The following is a 14934-nucleotide window of genomic DNA, read 5'->3' as shown; positions in this document are numbered from 1 at the left end:
GCCGTCTTTGGAGTAATGAAAGATATCTCCATCCAAGCTGGTATTAGCGCTTCGGCAAGCCACACATCCGTTATCTCATCCGCAAAAGAAGGACTCCTTAATAGGCGTGACTTAAGTTCGCTTCTTCTTGGGGCGAGGAGGGATAGCTGCGCCTATTTGACCTATCGGCGGTTCAAAAAAGCTTCTTTTTAGAAACTGCTCGAGGACATGAAGAAGGACCGTGAGGTCCTCATCATTCGGACTCCAACCACGGTGGGCGGCAGCGTTACCCGCGTTTACGGCTACCTGCATGTGTTCGGCTTCTATCTTTCCTAGCCGCCCATCGTCTACGAGCTTCTCTATTTTTTTGTTGAGATCTAAGCTCTCGTCGACCCCAAGCAAGAACGTTGTCCTGTCAAAGGCGATTCGCAGGCCGATAGCTGTGAGCACATTCAGGTTGCTTGCCTTGGCAGCATACATCTCATGGACAACTTGCGAGAGCACGCTGTCCTTCCGATGTAGATCCCAGGTCCAGTCAGGCTTTTCAGACTTGGGCTCTGGTGGTGGGTACACGGAGACTGTCTTCGGGTAGAACATCTCATCTTGACCGGATTCTGGATCACGCCTTACGTCCCAGTCTTCTGAGTGCCAGCTCTCAATCTTGTAGAAAACTGTCTCGCATCCACGACAGCGGAGAAGTTGATGACTCGCACCTCCCCACATTGGATGCTCCGGATGCCTATGGTCGTCGCTCTCTTCGGTCAAGTTATGCAAAAGATCACAAGAGCGTATTCCGTCGCATCGTGGACAGGGAGTTCGGACGATACTTTGGTAACTCACGTTGCCACCTCCTGCCCGGTATGCGCTGACCTGGGGATGGCTCGACGTCGACGCCTTGGAGGAGGTAGCGTGCTTCGGAGCTTCTTGGCCTCCGCCTTCAATCTTGTCCCGCGTTCTTGATCAAGATTTCCTATGTTTTCGAGCTGACCTACCAATCCACGTTTGGCCTTGATAGTTGCTCGACCGCTCTCAATCTCAGCCCGCGCCTCATGCATCTCCTCGTGCTTCTTGTTTGGCGCTCGACTGATGCCATGCCGAAACGCTCGGCCCGTGACAACTTTGGCACGGGCCTTCCGAAACAGCTTTGCCTTCTCAACTTTCGAGCTAAAACCGAACCTTCTCAGCAAACGATCCAGCCATTGGATATCGCCGTGCCCGATTGTGTCCCCAGTGATGGCCACATCATCCACGTAAAGCGTGAATGTGCCTCCCTGAGTGGCCACACGCTGGGCGATTAGGTCAAACATATCCCGGCAGGCCCAAAAAGAGACGAGCACGCTAGCCGGAGATCCAGTTGCCAGCTTCCCTTGATAACAGACCAAGTCGGCCATCGCATCTGCGACATCACCGGGGCATTGAAAGACGTTTCTGAAAAGCCTGAAGACACGTTGACGTGTGATGCTGGGATAGAAGTCGGACACATCAACCGTTACGGTTGCCCCCGCCGCGAGCATGTGCTGCTCAGAGTTGGAGAGGTGAGATCGCTTGGGAATTCCCGAGTGAAGATAGTCTGGTACGCGGACTTGCTTGAGCAACACGTTAAGCCGCTTCTGAAGCGGCTTGATAACCTCACTCGGTGCTTGAATCAGGCGCATCTTCCCAGTCTTTGGATGAGCCTGATAAAACTCGCTGAAGTTGTCCGGACGTTTGCACAGGGCGCGAAGGGCACTCGGGGAGCCCTTCCATTCGAGAAATCTTGCGAGTGCCTTTAGCGTCGGCAGCCGATAGAGGGCAGAACGACTGACGTCATAGCGATTGGCGCTTTTCCGAGGAAGCGTCATGGTCGGTGTCCAGGGTCCATTCCAGAACTTTCAGCAGCCTCTTGCCGTTCCTTTGTCGGCGCGCCGAGGGACCCTCGATCGCTTCGGCGAAGCTTAGGAACGTTGAAGGCGGCACATCGAATACATCTGCGAACTTGTGTAGAAGCTCGACTGACGCAGCCTTCTTTCCTGACTCGATCTCAGATAGATGAGAGCGGGATATGCCCAAGCGCTCCGCCAGCTCACCTTGTTGCATTCGATGAACCTCGCGGACCGTCTTTAAAGCCTTGTGGAGCATTTCCTCTCTTCCTGCATGTGTAGATAAAAAGGAGGGTGCTACTGATGAGTCTTAGAGTCCGAATGTCCTGTGCCGCGCTTAGCGATCAAAGTGGTCATACAACTTCCACACGACCATCAAGAGCCGGAACAACCACGGACCACCAAAAACTCGTTTGAACCATTTCAGCAGCAGCTGGCGCTTGTCATCTTTCCTATCAACAGGTGAAACCATGTTGGTGTCCTCGATGCACCTCTCCGGGATTGGAAAGGCTCCGTTGCTACATCGAGAATGGGGAAACGCCAGTTACTACCCTCCTCCAATCTATGGCTGCGAGCCGTTGCCGCAGCCACCTGCCCCTTCCCGATCGTCCCGACCGCTACCGGCCGTTGACGCGTCGCTCGGGGTGTTTTGGGCTGTTCGCCCTCGAGTAGTCGCCTACTCACACCATGGCACGGATTGTTACTCCCCGCGATGACGGAATCAGGGTAACAAAAGCCCTGCCAAAATGTCGCTTAGAGCGACATCATGTCCATTTCTGAATTTATGGTTTGTTCATCCTCTTTCTTGCACTGGAACGCGAGCGGTCAGTCCACTTCTTCCGGGGGCTGGACACATCAGGCCGGCCATGAGCCGCCCTGTGTGTGTCCCAACTGGCTGAAAAGACTCAGCGCGCACCGGCCTCGAGGAAATCATCGGCCACCTGCAGCATCGCCGCCATGCCGTTGGCCAGTGCGGCTTCGTCGAGCATGAACTTCGGTGAGTGGTTGGCCGGTGCCTTGGCCGGGTCGATGCCCTCGCTCGTCGCGCCGACCAGGAAATAGAAGCCGGGAACGGTGTTGGCGAAGTGCGAGAAATCCTCGGCGATGGTCTGCAGTGGCATGTCGACCACGCGCCCGGCACCCGCCACCTTTTCCAGTGACGGGCGCAGGCGCTGCGCCAGCGCGGCATCGTTGATCGTGGCCGGGGCCTGGTTGATCACCTTCAGCTCGGCACTGGCGCCGGCGGCGTGGGCGTAGTCGCTGGCGATGCGCCCGAAGCGCGCGATCACGTCCTCGCGCACGGCCGGATCGAAGGTGCGCAGCGTGCCGACCAGCTGCGCCTGGTCCGGGATGATGTTGAAGCGCACGCCGCTGTTGAACTGGCCGGCGGTGAGCACCACCGGGGTCTGCGCGATGTTGATCTGGCGGGCAATCATGCTCTGGGTGCCGAGCAGCACCTGCGCGCCGACGGTGATCGGGTCCACGCCCTCCCACGGCCGCGAACCGTGGGTCTGGCGACCGGTGATGGTCAGCAGCCACTCGTCGGCCGAAGCCAGCAGCGGCCCGGCCTTCCAGCCGATCTGGCCCACCTGCAGGCCGGCCCAGACGTGCAGGCCGAACGCGGCGTCCGGCTGGAAGTCGGCAAGCAGCCTTCGGCCAGCATGCGGCGTGCACCGAAGTCCTCATCCGGATTGGCCGGGCCTTCCTCGGAGGGCTGGAACACGAACATCACCTCGCCTGGCAGCGTGTCCTTGCGCGCGACCAGCGCCTGCGCCACGCCCATCAGGATCGCCACGTGCGCGTCGTGGCCGCAGGCATGCATCACCCCGACCGGCTGGCCGCGGTAACTGCTGGTGACGTTCGAGGCGAACGGCAGGCCGGTGGCCTCGGTGACCGGCAGCGCATCCATGTCTGCACGGATCAGCAGCTTCGGACCCGGCCTGCCGCCCTTGAGCACTGCGGCCACGCCGGTACCCGCGATGCCGGTGCGCGGTTGCAGGCCCAGCGCTCGCAGGTGATCGGCAACCACCTTCGCGGTGCGCGCTTCCTGTCCGCCAAGCTCGGGATGCTGGTGCAGGTCGCGCCGCCATTCGACCAGTTGCGATGACGCGGACTGGGCCAGTTCACGCGCATCGAAGGCGGGTTGCGCGCTGGCCGGCGCGGTGGCCGCGGCCAGCAGCAATGCGATCCAGGAATTGCGCGCCATGTCGGGTGTCTGCAGTCGGGGGTCAGCCGATCTTAGCGGCCGGCGCAGGCGTGCGCCGGGAACCTCACGACATCGGCTCGGGGGCTTCGCCCAGCTTCGGCGGCAACGGGATGAACTCACCACTGTCCAGGTCGGGCAGCTTCATCCGTCCGGCGGCCCAGTCGGCACGCGCCTGGTCGATGCGCTCCTTCGAGGAGGATACGAAGTTCCAGTCGACGTAGCGTGTGCCCACCGGCTCGCCGCCCAGCGCCATCACCTCGGCATCGGTCAGCGCGGCGATGGTCACCGCCTTGCCCGGGGCGAACACAACCATGTTGCCGCTCTCCACCGCGCGGCCATCGGCCTCGACCCTGCCGCTGGCGATGTAGACCGCGCGTTCGCTGTACTCGGGCGGCAGCGAGGCCCGCGCGCCGGCACGCAGCTGCCAGTGCACGTAGAACTGCGGCGAATCCACCTGCACCGGCGACTCCACCCCGGCCAGCCGGCCGGCGATCATGCGCCCGGCGATGCCGTCGCCATCGAACGCCGGCAGCACCTCGCTGGGGTAGTGCCAGAAACCCGGATCGATTTCCTCGCGCTCCTCGGGCAGTGCCACCCACAGCTGCAGGCCATCGAACGGGCCGCCTTCGCTGCGCAGACGCTCGAAGCGCTCGGAATGGGTGATGCCGCGCCCGGCGGTCATCCAGTTGACCTCGCCCGGGCGGATCGCCTGCTCGATGCCCAGGCTGTCGCGATGGGTGATCTCGCCCTTGTAGAGGTAGGTGATGGTCGACAGCCCGATGTGCGGATGCGGGCGCACGTCGGCCTCGCGCGGCAGGCCCGGGGCGATGTCCTTCGGCCCCATGCGGTCGAAGAACACGTAGGGCCCGACCATGCGGCGCTTGGCGTAGGGCAGCACGCGGCCGACCTCGAATGCGCCCAGGTCGCGGCGGCGCTGCGGGATGATGAGCTCGATCATGGATCCTCCGGGCGGGCGGGCCTGCGCACTCCGGCCCTTGCCGGGCAAGCATGCCGGATGCGGGTGTCAGGCGACGTGGACGCTGCAGGGGCGATAATGCCCGCTTCCCACCGTTGCATCTCCATGGCCAACCACGGTTCACGGCTTGCCCGCCTCTGGGCCCACGAAAAATCCAGCTACGGCTTGCGCGTGTTCATTGCCCTGGCCTGCGCGATCGGGTTTGGCTGGGGTACGGGGCAGGTCGGCGCGGTGCCGGGGCTGTTCCTGGGCATCATCGCCAGCGCCATCGCCGAGACCGATGACAACTGGTGGGGACGCATCAAGTCGGTGCTGCTGTCGCTGCTGTGCTTCAGCATCGCCGGCACCGCGGTGCTGGCGCTGTTCCCGTACCCGTTCGCCTTTGCCGCCGGCCTGGCACTGACCGCATTTGGCCTGACCCTGCTCGGCGCGCTCGGCGAGCGCTACGGCTCCATCGGCCAGGCCACGGTCACCCTGGCGCTGTACACGATGATCGCGCTGGACCAGCTCCCCGACCCGCGCGACGGCTGGAACGAGGTGGCCCACCTGCTGGCGGGTGCGACCGGCTACGGCCTGCTGTCGATCCTGTGGACCGCGCTGTTCGCCAACCGCCCGGTGCGCGAGGCGCTGGCGCGGCTGTATGCCGAACTGGGGCGCTACCTGCAGCTGAAGGCGGAGATGTTCGAGCCGGTGCGCGAGGCCGACCACCAGGCCCGGCAGCTGGCCCTGGCCGAGCAGAACCGGCAGGTGGTGGCCGCCCTGAACGTGGCCAAGAACGCGATCCTGGCGCGCTTTGGCCGCTCCGGCCGACCGGGCGTGCAGTCGGGCACCTACCTGCGGCTGTACTACATGGCGCAGGACTTCCACGAGCGCGCCAGTTCCTCGCACTACCCCTACCAGGCGCTGGCCGCGGCGTTCTTCCATTCCGACGTGCTGTATCGCTGCCACCGCGTGCTGTCGCTGCAGGCCCAGGCCTGTCAGGCGCTGGGCGAGGCGGTGCGGCTGCGCGCCCCGTTCGACTACGGCCAGCGGCCGCAACGGGCGATGGAGGATCTGGACGGCGCGCTGGCCTGGCTCGAGGGCCAGCGCAATCCGCAGTGGACCGCCCTGCTTGGTTCGCTGCGCCTGCTCGCACGCAACCTGCACGCCATTGCCCGCCAGCTGCAGCACGTCGACCACGGCGAGGCCTCGCTCGATGGCGTGGATACGCGGCTGCGCGACTCCAACCCGCGCACGCTGCGCGAGATGGGCGTGCGCCTGCGCCAGCAGCTCAGCCCGACCTCGGTGCTGTTCCGCCACGGCGTGCGCATCGCTATCGCGCTGGTGGTCGGGTACGCGCTGATCCAGCTGCTGGACCTGCGCAATGGCTACTGGGTGCTGCTGACGGCGGTATTCGTGTGCCGCCCGCATTTCGGCGCGACCAAGCTGCGGCTGGTACAGCGCATTGCCGGCACCCTGGTGGGCCTGGGGGCGACCTGGGCGCTGCTGCAGGTGTTCCCCGGCACCGAGGCCCAGCTGCTGCTGGCCCTGGCCGCCGCGCTGCTGTTCTTCATCTGCCGCCACGACCGCTACGTGGCCGCCACCGCCGGCATCACGGTGATGGCGCTGACCTGCTTCAACCTGCTCGGCGATGGCTTCGTGATGATCTGGCCGCGCCTGCTCGACACCCTGCTTGGCTGCGCGATCGCCGCGGCGGCCTCGTTCGCGATCCTGCCCGACTGGCAGGGCCGGCGCCTGCACCAGGTCATGGCCACGGTGGTCGCCCGCTGCGCGCGTTACCTGGAGGAAGTGCTGGGCCAGTACCGCACCGGCATGCGCGATGACCTGCCCTACCGCATCGCGCGGCGCGACATGCACAACGCCGATGCGGCGCTGTCGACCGCGCTGGGCAACATGCTGCGCGAGCCGGGCTACCTGCGTCGCAACCTCGAGGCCGGGTTCCGTTTCCTGGCCCTGTCCAACACCCTGCTTGGCCACCTGTCCACGCTGGGCGCGCACCGCGAGGCGGTAGACGGCTACGACGCCGACACCCTGCTCGGCCAGGGTGGGGCGCGCCTGCAGCAGGCGCTGCAGCAGATTGCCGATGCGCTGGCTGCACGCCAGCCACTGCCGACACTGGATGAAAGTGGCGACGCCGCGCTCGCCAGGGCACTGGAGCAGCCGGTCGTCGATGGCGACAGCCGCCTGCAGCTGATCCACACCCAGCTGGCGCTGATGCTGCAGCTGCTACCGCGCCTGCGCGAGGCGGCCAACGCGGCGATGGCGCTGCAGCCGGCCGCAACAACCGCGCCGGTCCCCACTGATCGCTAGCAGCTAGCAGACCCGCGCCTCTGCTAGGCTGCGGCGCAACCAAGGAGGACCGATGTCGGGCCATAGCCAGTTTTCCCTGCTGCGGCAGCGCCGCTTCCTGCCGTTCTTCGTGGTCCAGGCGCTGGGCGCCTTCAACGACAACGTATACCGCCAGGCGATCATCGGCCTGCTGTTCTTCCTCGGGGTCAGCGACGAGCAGCGCTCGATCTACACCAACCTGGCCCCGGCGCTTTTCATCCTGCCGTACTTCCTGTTCTCGGCCATCGCCGGCCAGGTCGCCGAGAAGCTGGAGAAGCAGCGGCTGATCGTGATCACCACCTGGATGGAGATCGCGATCATGTCGCTGGCGGCGATCGGCTTCCTCACCCAGAGCCTGCCGGTGCTGCTGCTGGCGCTGTTCGGCACCGGCATGCAATCCACCCTGTTCGGGCCGGTGAAGTACTCGGTGCTGCCCTCGATCCTCAAGCCCGAGGAACTGACTGGCGGCAACGGCCTGGTCGAGATGGGCACCTCGATCTCGATCCTGTGCGGCATGATCTTCGGCGGGCTGATCTTCCAGATCGCCGGCAGCCACGGCCCGGCCACCGCCGCCACCGCGGTGGTGCTGCTGGCGGTGATCGGCAACCTCGTCGCGCGCCGGATTCCGAAGGTGGACGCTGGCGCGCCGGAGCTGAAGATCAACTGGAACCCGCTGCCCGAGTCGCTGGCAGTGCTGCGCATGGCCAAGAAGCAGCTGGCAGTGCGCAACGCGATCCTCGGCGTGTCCTGGTTCTGGTTCGTCGGCACCATGCTGACCTCGCAGCTGCCGACCTACGCGGTGGTCAACCTCGGCGGCAGCCCGACGCTGTACATCTTCGCGCTGGCGCTGTTCTCCATCGGCACCGGCGTCGGCTCGCTGCTGTGCGAGAAGCTGTCCGCGCGCACGGTGGAGATCGGCCTGGTGCCGCTGGGCGCGTTCGGCATGACCGGCTTCCTGCTGGACCTGTACTTCGCCCGCGCCGGCGAGGCCACCGTGGCCGGGCTGACGCTATCGCAGTTCGTCGCGCAGGCCGGCAGCATCCGCATCATCGTCGACCTGCTCGGCATCGGCCTGTTCACCGGCTTCTTCGTGGTGCCGCTGTTCGCGCTGATCCAGAGCCGCACGCCGCGCTCGGAGATGTCGCGTGTGTTCGCCGCGCTCAACATCCAGAACTCCGGCTTCATCGTGCTGGCCGCGCTGCTGGGCCTTGGCGCGCAACAGCTGCTGGGCATCACCATCCCGCAGTTGTTCCTGGCGCTGGCCATTGCCAACGCGCTGGTGGCGATCTGGATCTTCAGCATCGTCCCCGAATTCCTGATGCGCTTCCTCAGCTGGCTGATGGTGCGCACGCTGTACCGGCTGCGGGTGCGCGGGGTCGAGGCGCACGTGCCCGACGAGGGCCCGGCGCTGCTGGTGTGCAACCACGTCAGCTACATGGACGCGCTGATCCTGGCGGCGACCATCCCGCGTCCAGTGCGCTTCGTCATGTACTACCGGATCTTCAACATCCCCGTGATGCGCTGGATCTTCCGCACCGCCAAGGCCATTCCCATCGCCAGCCCGAAGGAGGATGCGGAGCTGATGCAGCGCGCGTTCGACCAGATCGACGCGGCGCTGGCCGAAGGCGAGCTGGTATGCATCTTCCCCGAGGGCGCGTTGACCCGCGAGGGGGAAATCGCCCCGTTCAAGTCCGGCGTGGAGAAGATCCTCAAGCGCCGGCCTGTGCCGGTGGTGCCGATGGCGCTGCGTGGCATGTGGTCGAGCATGTGGAGCCGCCGCGACAGCCGGCTGGGCCGCATGCGCGTGCCGCGCCGCTTCCGCGCGCACATCGAGGTGATAGCCGCCCCACCGGTCGACGGCGCAGCCACCGACGCGCCCGCGCTGGAAGCCGCGGTGCGCGCCCTGCGCGGCGACGACGCCTGAAGCTTCACGAAAGCTTTACGGAATACCAATGCTGTCGCTAGGCTAGTGCCAGCATCGGCTGCAGGCGGCGTGGATTTCCACGGATGCGGCCGGCGAATCGACCAGGGGAGATCGATGTCCAATCCAACGCCACCACCGCTGGCCGTGGTGGAATCCGTTGCACCGGCTGCTACCCACGTCCACCACCACTACCACCCGCTCAAGTCGCGCGGGGTAGCGGCATTGCTGGAGGTGCTCCCCGGCCTGTTCTTCCAGACCTTCGGCATCGGCCATATGTACGCCGGCAACGTCGGCACCGGCCTGCTGCTGATGTTCGGTTACTGGGCGCTGCTGCTGGCCAACATCGCCCTGGCGTTCGTCTTCATCGGCTTCCTCACCGGCCCGCTGTGCTGGCTGCTGATGATGATCATCTCGCCGCTTACCGCTGCCAACTCGTGCAGTTCCCGCTGACCCGCCCTACCGTTACTTCCAGGAGAAAACCATGAGCACCATCCCACCCGTCGGCGCCGCACCGGGCAGCGTTCCCAACCATCTGGCCTGGTCGATCATCGCCACCGTGCTGGCCACCTGCCTGTGCTGCCCGCTGGGCCTGGTCGGCATCGTTGCCATCGTGTTCTCGTCGAAGGTCAACTCGCTGCTGGCCCAGGGCGACGTCGCCGGCGCGCAGCGCGCGTCCAACACCGCCAAGACCTGGTGCTGGGTCGCCACCGCCCTGGCCATCATCGGCCTGCTGATCAACGTGATCTACCTGACCACGGTCGGTGCCGCCGGCTACATGGAAATGCTGCAGCAGTACCAGTAAGCGCATGACTGCTTCCCGGACATTGCGGGTGGCCCTGCTGGTGGGGATCGCGATCGCGATCCCCGCTGGCATTTGGCTGTTGTGGAATTTCGATCCCAATGCCGAAGGAAATCCGTTCCCGCCGTGCATGTTCCGCGCCTTTACCGGCTGGTTCTGCATCGGCTGCGGCCTGACCCGGGCCCTGCACGCACTGGCGCACGGCGATGTGTTGCGCGCGTTCTCGATGAACCCGCTGGGGATCATCACCCTGGCGCTGATCCCGCTGCTGACGGCATGGTCATGGGGCTGGCAGCCACGCTGGCTGCAGCCGCTGATGAAGGTGGTGATGGAGCCCAAGCTGTGGCTGGTCCTGCTGCCCACCTACTGGGTAGCCCGCAACCTGCCGTGGTTTCCCTTCACCCTGCTCGCGCCGGGCTGAGCGCCGGCCACCGACATCAATGCAGCTGGCCCGTGCGGCTCAGCTCACCCAGCCGGCGATGATCAGCAGCGCCAGCAATACCAGCCACAACAGCAGCATCCGCCAGACCAGGCTCATCACGTCGCGCAGCTCTGGCATGCGCTGCCAGACCGGCACGATCCCCGCCTCGGCATAGTCGTAGGCTTCCTCGGACAGCTCGGCGCTCACGCTGGCCCGCGCCGCCGCGCCGAGGAACCGCGCCGACAACGACCAGCGCCCGCCCGGCGCCAAGCGCCAGGCCCCGGCCACGCTGTTGAAGTTGCCCACCAGCGCCAGCGACAGCACCATCAGCTGCGCCACCGGCCACTCCATGACCTGCAGCGCACGGCGCGCGCCCTGGGCATTGGCCACCGGCAGCAACGCGGCAAACGGACCGGCCACGACCAGTGCGAGCAGGCGATACAGCGCCGCGCCCCAGGGGCCAAGCAGCAGGAACCAGAACAGGGCGGCGAACCAGCGCCGCAGCGCGTTGTACATGGTCGCCTCGACCAGCGAGGCGCGATCGGCATGCAGGCTGCCGCCGGCCGCCTGCAGGTTGGCGACGGCGGCACGACGCTCATCGGCGTCATCGGCATCGAGCACTGCTTCCACGTCGCGATCCAGATCGCGCGGACCCCAGCACAGCACCAGCACGAGCACGCCGAACAACAGCGACGGCAGGCCCAGCCACCAGCCCGACAGCAACCACTGCAGCACGATCACCGGCAGCAGCACCGGCACCACGGCCAGCCCCACGCCATACGGGCCACGCCAGAAACTGCCGTCACCGCCGTGCGCATCCAGCCACCGCACCCACTGTCCGTACCAGTCGAACCGGCGCAGCCTGGCCACCAGTGCGGGGGCGACATGGCCCACCACCAGCGCGACGAGCACCGCGACCAGGGTCGTGAACATCAAAGCCTCCGGGGTGGGGTCTGGATCGTGGCCGTCATCGTGCTTGCCGATGCCGTCCGCCATGCCTGCGCATGCGGCTCAGGAACGCGTGCGATGGTACCAATGCTCGATCAGGCTGCGGGCGATGGAGATCCGCGGTGGCAGCAGGATGCCCTGGCCATCGTCATTGGCATCGCGTGCGATCGCCGCGCCGATGTCCTCGACGCTGAACCAGCGCGCGTCCTCCAGCTCGCCATCCACCGTGGGCACGTCGTCCTCGGCCGTCGCGGCAAAGCCCACCATCAGTGCACCGGGGAACGGCCACGGCTGGGTGCCCAGGTAACGGCACTGGCGCACGCGGACCTTGCTTTCCTCGAACACCTCGCGCACCACGGTCTGCTCCAGCGATTCGCCCGGTTCTACGAAGCCGGCCAGCACCGACCAGCGTCGCGGCACCCAGCTCGCCTGGCGGCCCAGCAGCAGCCGGCGGTTGTTCTCCACCGCCACGATTACCGCCGGGTCCACGCGCGGATAGTGCTCGGTGCCGCATCCATCGCAGTGGCCGATGAAGCCGCCGCGGCCAAACCGGATCGCCGCGCCGCAGACGCCGCAGAAGCGCGTGCGCGACTGCCAGTAGGACATACCGCGTGCATAGGAAAACAGGGTGGCATCGGCCGCCGGCCAGCGCGCTGCAGCCTGGCGCAGGTCCATCCGGCCCGGCGCCTGCACCGCGATGGTGGTGCCGTCCACGGCGAAATGGCCACGCCCCTCGCGCACGCCGAGGAAGATCGCCGCACCCGGGCCGCCACCAATCTGCACGCCGGTCAGCTGCAGCAGGTTGCCGTCCTCGTCGGTGCAGGCGGTACCGTCCTGGTCGAGCACAAGGACGTGGGCCTGCGGCCACAGCGCGGCCAGCGCTTCGGCGTCGGTGCGCATCGGATCGGCGCGATCCAGCGGTTCGCTGGTGAAGGCGTATCCGGAAAATTCGGTATCAGGACTGGACATCGCCCAGAGCCTGCCGGCAAAGCCCGGTTACCGCAACCGCCGGGCTGGCGTGGGTCGGGCAGAACCGGCGGGGCGATGCAGCAACCGCCGGGCGGACCGGCGGCCGGGATCAGACCGAGAAGCTGCTGCCGCAGCCGCAGGTGGTGCGTGCGTTGGGATTGCGGATGACGAACTGCGCGCCGGTCAGGCTTTCGCTGTAGTCGACCTCGGCGCCCATCAGGTACTGCAGGCTCAGCGGATCGACCAGCAGGGTCACCCCGTCGGTGGTCACCGCCAGGTCGTCCTCGGCCCGGTTCTCGTCGAACTCGAAGCCGTACTGGAAGCCCGAGCAACCGCCGCCCTGGATGTAGACGCGCAGGGCGAGCGCATCGTTGCCCTCGTCCTGGATCAGTTCGCGGACCTTGGCCGCAGCGGCCGCGGTGAAGTTCAGCGGGCGCTCGATCGACTGGTAATCGAGGGCGGCAGCCGGGGCACCCGGCAGGGAAACAAGCGTACTCATGCGCCCAGCATGGGGGCGGCTGCCATCCGATTCAAGCTCAGCCGTTGGAAGCAGCCAGCTTCAGCCCGGCCTTTTCCTCGCCGGCACCGGCGTTCAGCACCGCCAGCGACGGCGCGGCGTGCAGCAGGCGGCCGGTCAGCTGGGCGCCGGCGGCCATTTCCACCACTTGGTAGTGGACGTTGCCGGTGACGCGCGCCGTGGAGGTCAGCTCCACCCGCTCGCTGGCGTGCACGTCGCCTTCCAGGCGGCCGCTGATGACCACGGTGGAAGCACGGATCTCCCCCTCGATGCTGCCCTGCTCGGCCAGGGTCAGGGTGGCGGTGGCCCCTTCCTCGGCAAGGATCTTGCCCTCGATCCGGCCTTCCACGTACAGGCCGCCGCTGAACACGATGTCGCCGCGGATGACCACCTGCGGGCCGATCAGCGCGTCCACGACCAGATGGCCGTCACGGCTGGATTTGCTTCCAAACATATTCATTCCCCTCTGCCGTTGCCGGCGAGTTTCCAATCGAAATTCTGGGTCGTGCCCCCTCCCGGGCCACTGAGGGAGACTCTCACACGTTGGGGGGTAAAGTCCTTGGGCAGCATCACACTGCCGTCCAGTTGCTGGAAATACCGGAAGGAATAGTCCTGCCCCGGCACGCCCTTGCGCTGGTGCAGCTCGTCCCAGCTGACCGTGGTCAGCTTGCCGTCCCTGACCCCCTCCACCGAGAAGCGCATCTGACCCTGGCTGATCGCGCCGCGGTTGAGGTTCTGGGTAAGCACGACGCGGTACTGCCAGGTGCCGGCCGCCTCGGGCGAGAACTCGACCGAATGCGCATTCAGGCCCTTGCGCTGGCTGGTGGCGCCCACCAGCCGCTCGTAGAAGGCCACGTCCGCGCGCAGGCCGGCGATTTCCTCGTCGCGCTCGGCCAGCGATGCCTGCACCTCGGCATTGGCGGCGCGGCTGATCCGGTCCGAGGCGACCAGGGTGGCCTCGCGCTGGCGGAGCTCCTCCACCAGCCTGGTCTGCTCCCCGAGCGCGCGCTCGGCCTGGCGCAGGCGCACGCCAAGGTCGCCGGCATCGGCGGCAGTGAGCCGGGCGATGATGGCCACGAGTACCAGCGAAAGCAGCCACGGAAGGCCGATGCCGAGGATCCACCAGCGCTGGCTGCGCTGCTCGCCGCGTCGGACGATCTGGAATCGCGATGAAGTTTGCTTGTTCATGATCGGGGTCGTAGGCGGCAGCGCCACCGGCTCCTGAGGATGAAGACGGACCAATATACGTCAGCGGATGTTGGCGGCCGTCCGTGCCGCGTTGGCGACCGGCTGGCATTCGCGCCGGTCATGTTCGATAGTGTCGATCTCCCGCCGCGCCTTCACTGCGGACATGACCGAAGCCCATCTGTTCGTCATCGGCATCCTGCTGGCCTGGCTGGCCGGCATCCGCGTGTACCTGACCGTGTTCGGCGTGGGCCTGGCCGGCCTGCTCGGCTGGGTCGAGCTGCCTCCGGCGCTGGCCGCCACCCAGTCGTGGTGGGTTCTGGGTACTTCCGGCGCACTGGCAGTGGTGGAATTCTTCGCCGACAAGATCCCGGGCGTGGATTCGATCTGGGACCTGCTGCAGACCCTGGCGCGGGTGCCTGCCGGCGCCTTCCTCGCGGCCGCGACCCTTTCCCCGGACGGCGACCTGGGCACCGGCATGGTGGTCGCCGGGGCTGGCGTCGCGCTGGCCAGCCACGGACTGAAGGCCGGCAGTCGCGCCCTGCTCAACACCTCGCCCGAACCGGCCAGCAACTGGGTCGCCTCGCTGGCCGAGGACACGCTGGTGGTGGGCGCACTGGCGCTGGCGCTGGCGCATCCGTGGCTGGCGCTGGCCTTGGTGATTGTCGCCACCGTGGCCGGGGTGCTGATGTTGTGGCTGGTCTGGCGGGTGCTGTCCGGCGGGGTGCGCAGGCTGTTTGGCGGCCGGGCGCAGCCGCCTCCGGCCCCCGGCGCCGACTCGCTGCCACCGTGAGCTTCATCGCATAATGCGCCAGATACAGGG

At 66.3% G+C, this 14934-nt stretch carries 14 protein-coding genes and 2 pseudogenes; 6 read left to right on the top strand and 10 right to left on the bottom strand.

Annotated features, from left to right (window positions below; genetic code table 11):
- Positions 1–111: 111 nt before the first annotated feature.
- From LG380_RS14045 to LG380_RS14025, 5 genes and pseudogenes are all read right to left on the bottom strand, one after another.
- Positions 112–744 (bottom strand): DUF4145 domain-containing protein, encoded by a 633-nt coding sequence (locus tag LG380_RS14045; RefSeq protein ID WP_225765915.1) that lies wholly within the window; start codon positions 742–744, stop codon positions 112–114.
- A gap of 71 nt (positions 745–815) precedes the next feature.
- Positions 816–1820: a reverse transcriptase family protein gene (locus LG380_RS14040; RefSeq protein ID WP_225765914.1), complete on the bottom strand. Its 1005-nt coding sequence runs from the start codon at positions 1818–1820 to the stop codon at positions 816–818.
- Positions 1786–2097 carry a helix-turn-helix transcriptional regulator gene (locus LG380_RS14035; RefSeq protein ID WP_225765913.1) on the bottom strand — a complete coding sequence of 104 codons (312 nt, stop codon included), beginning with the start codon at positions 2095–2097 and terminating at the stop codon, positions 1786–1788. The genes LG380_RS14040 and LG380_RS14035 overlap by 35 nt, the downstream gene beginning before the upstream one ends.
- 646 nt (positions 2098–2743) lie before the next feature.
- Positions 2744–4044, bottom strand: a pseudogene (locus LG380_RS14030) (amidohydrolase).
- A gap of 64 nt (positions 4045–4108) precedes the next feature.
- Positions 4109–5002: a pirin family protein gene (locus LG380_RS14025; protein WP_225765912.1), complete on the bottom strand. Its 894-nt coding sequence runs from the start codon at positions 5000–5002 to the stop codon at positions 4109–4111.
- 123 nt (positions 5003–5125) lie between these two features.
- Between LG380_RS14025 and yccS the strand changes: the two genes are divergently transcribed.
- The 5 genes from yccS to LG380_RS14000 all read left to right on the top strand — a co-directional run bounded on the left by yccS (position 5126) and on the right by LG380_RS14000 (position 10492).
- Entirely contained in the window at positions 5126–7330 is a 2205-nt protein-coding gene (gene yccS, locus LG380_RS14020; protein WP_225766641.1) for a YccS family putative transporter, read from the top strand.
- A 52-nt stretch (positions 7331–7382) separates the two neighbouring features.
- On the top strand, positions 7383–9272 hold the full coding sequence (locus LG380_RS14015; protein WP_225765911.1) for an MFS transporter: 1890 nt from the start codon (positions 7383–7385) through the stop codon (positions 9270–9272).
- Between the two features lie 114 nt (positions 9273–9386).
- Positions 9387–9722: a hypothetical protein gene (locus LG380_RS14010; RefSeq protein ID WP_225765910.1), complete on the top strand. Its 336-nt coding sequence runs from the start codon at positions 9387–9389 to the stop codon at positions 9720–9722.
- 31 nt (positions 9723–9753) lie between these two features.
- Positions 9754–10074 carry a CD225/dispanin family protein gene (locus LG380_RS14005; protein WP_225765909.1) on the top strand — a complete coding sequence of 107 codons (321 nt, stop codon included), beginning with the start codon at positions 9754–9756 and terminating at the stop codon, positions 10072–10074.
- Between the two features lie 4 nt (positions 10075–10078).
- Positions 10079–10492 carry a DUF2752 domain-containing protein gene (locus LG380_RS14000; protein ID WP_225765908.1) on the top strand — a complete coding sequence of 138 codons (414 nt, stop codon included), beginning with the start codon at positions 10079–10081 and terminating at the stop codon, positions 10490–10492.
- A gap of 39 nt (positions 10493–10531) precedes the next feature.
- Here the strand turns inward: LG380_RS14000 and ampE are convergent, their stop codons facing one another.
- The 5 genes and pseudogenes from ampE to LG380_RS13975 all read right to left on the bottom strand — a co-directional run bounded on the left by ampE (position 10532) and on the right by LG380_RS13975 (position 14114).
- Positions 10532–11425, bottom strand: coding sequence for a regulatory signaling modulator protein AmpE (ampE, locus tag LG380_RS13995; protein ID WP_225765907.1), 894 nt, complete (start codon positions 11423–11425; stop codon positions 10532–10534).
- Positions 11426–11503: 78 nt separating this feature from the next.
- A complete protein-coding gene (nudC, locus tag LG380_RS13990; RefSeq protein ID WP_225765906.1) occupies positions 11504–12409 on the bottom strand; it encodes an NAD(+) diphosphatase in 906 nt (301 codons plus the stop codon).
- Positions 12410–12518: 109 nt separating this feature from the next.
- The gene (gene erpA / locus LG380_RS13985) at positions 12519–12908 is read right to left on the bottom strand and encodes an iron-sulfur cluster insertion protein ErpA (RefSeq protein ID WP_225765905.1); all 390 of its coding nucleotides are present in this window, start codon (positions 12906–12908) and stop codon (positions 12519–12521) included.
- A gap of 112 nt (positions 12909–13020) precedes the next feature.
- A pseudogene (locus tag LG380_RS13980) lies at positions 13021–13380 on the bottom strand (polymer-forming cytoskeletal protein); the annotation flags it as partial.
- A gap of 2 nt (positions 13381–13382) precedes the next feature.
- Positions 13383–14114, bottom strand: coding sequence for a DUF6776 family protein (locus LG380_RS13975; RefSeq protein WP_225765902.1), 732 nt, complete (start codon positions 14112–14114; stop codon positions 13383–13385).
- 163 nt (positions 14115–14277) lie between these two features.
- On the opposite strand from LG380_RS13975, the gene LG380_RS13970 reads away from it, so the two are divergent.
- A complete protein-coding gene (locus tag LG380_RS13970; protein ID WP_225765900.1) occupies positions 14278–14904 on the top strand; it encodes a DUF4126 domain-containing protein in 627 nt (208 codons plus the stop codon).
- The last annotated feature ends 30 nt before the right edge of the window (positions 14905–14934 follow it).

Source organism: Stenotrophomonas sp. Marseille-Q4652 (assembly GCF_916618915.1).
Classification (GTDB): domain Bacteria; phylum Pseudomonadota; class Gammaproteobacteria; order Xanthomonadales; family Xanthomonadaceae; genus Stenotrophomonas.
The sequence above is the reverse complement of the archived record's forward strand: the minus strand, read 5'-3'. Positions and strand labels throughout refer to the sequence as shown.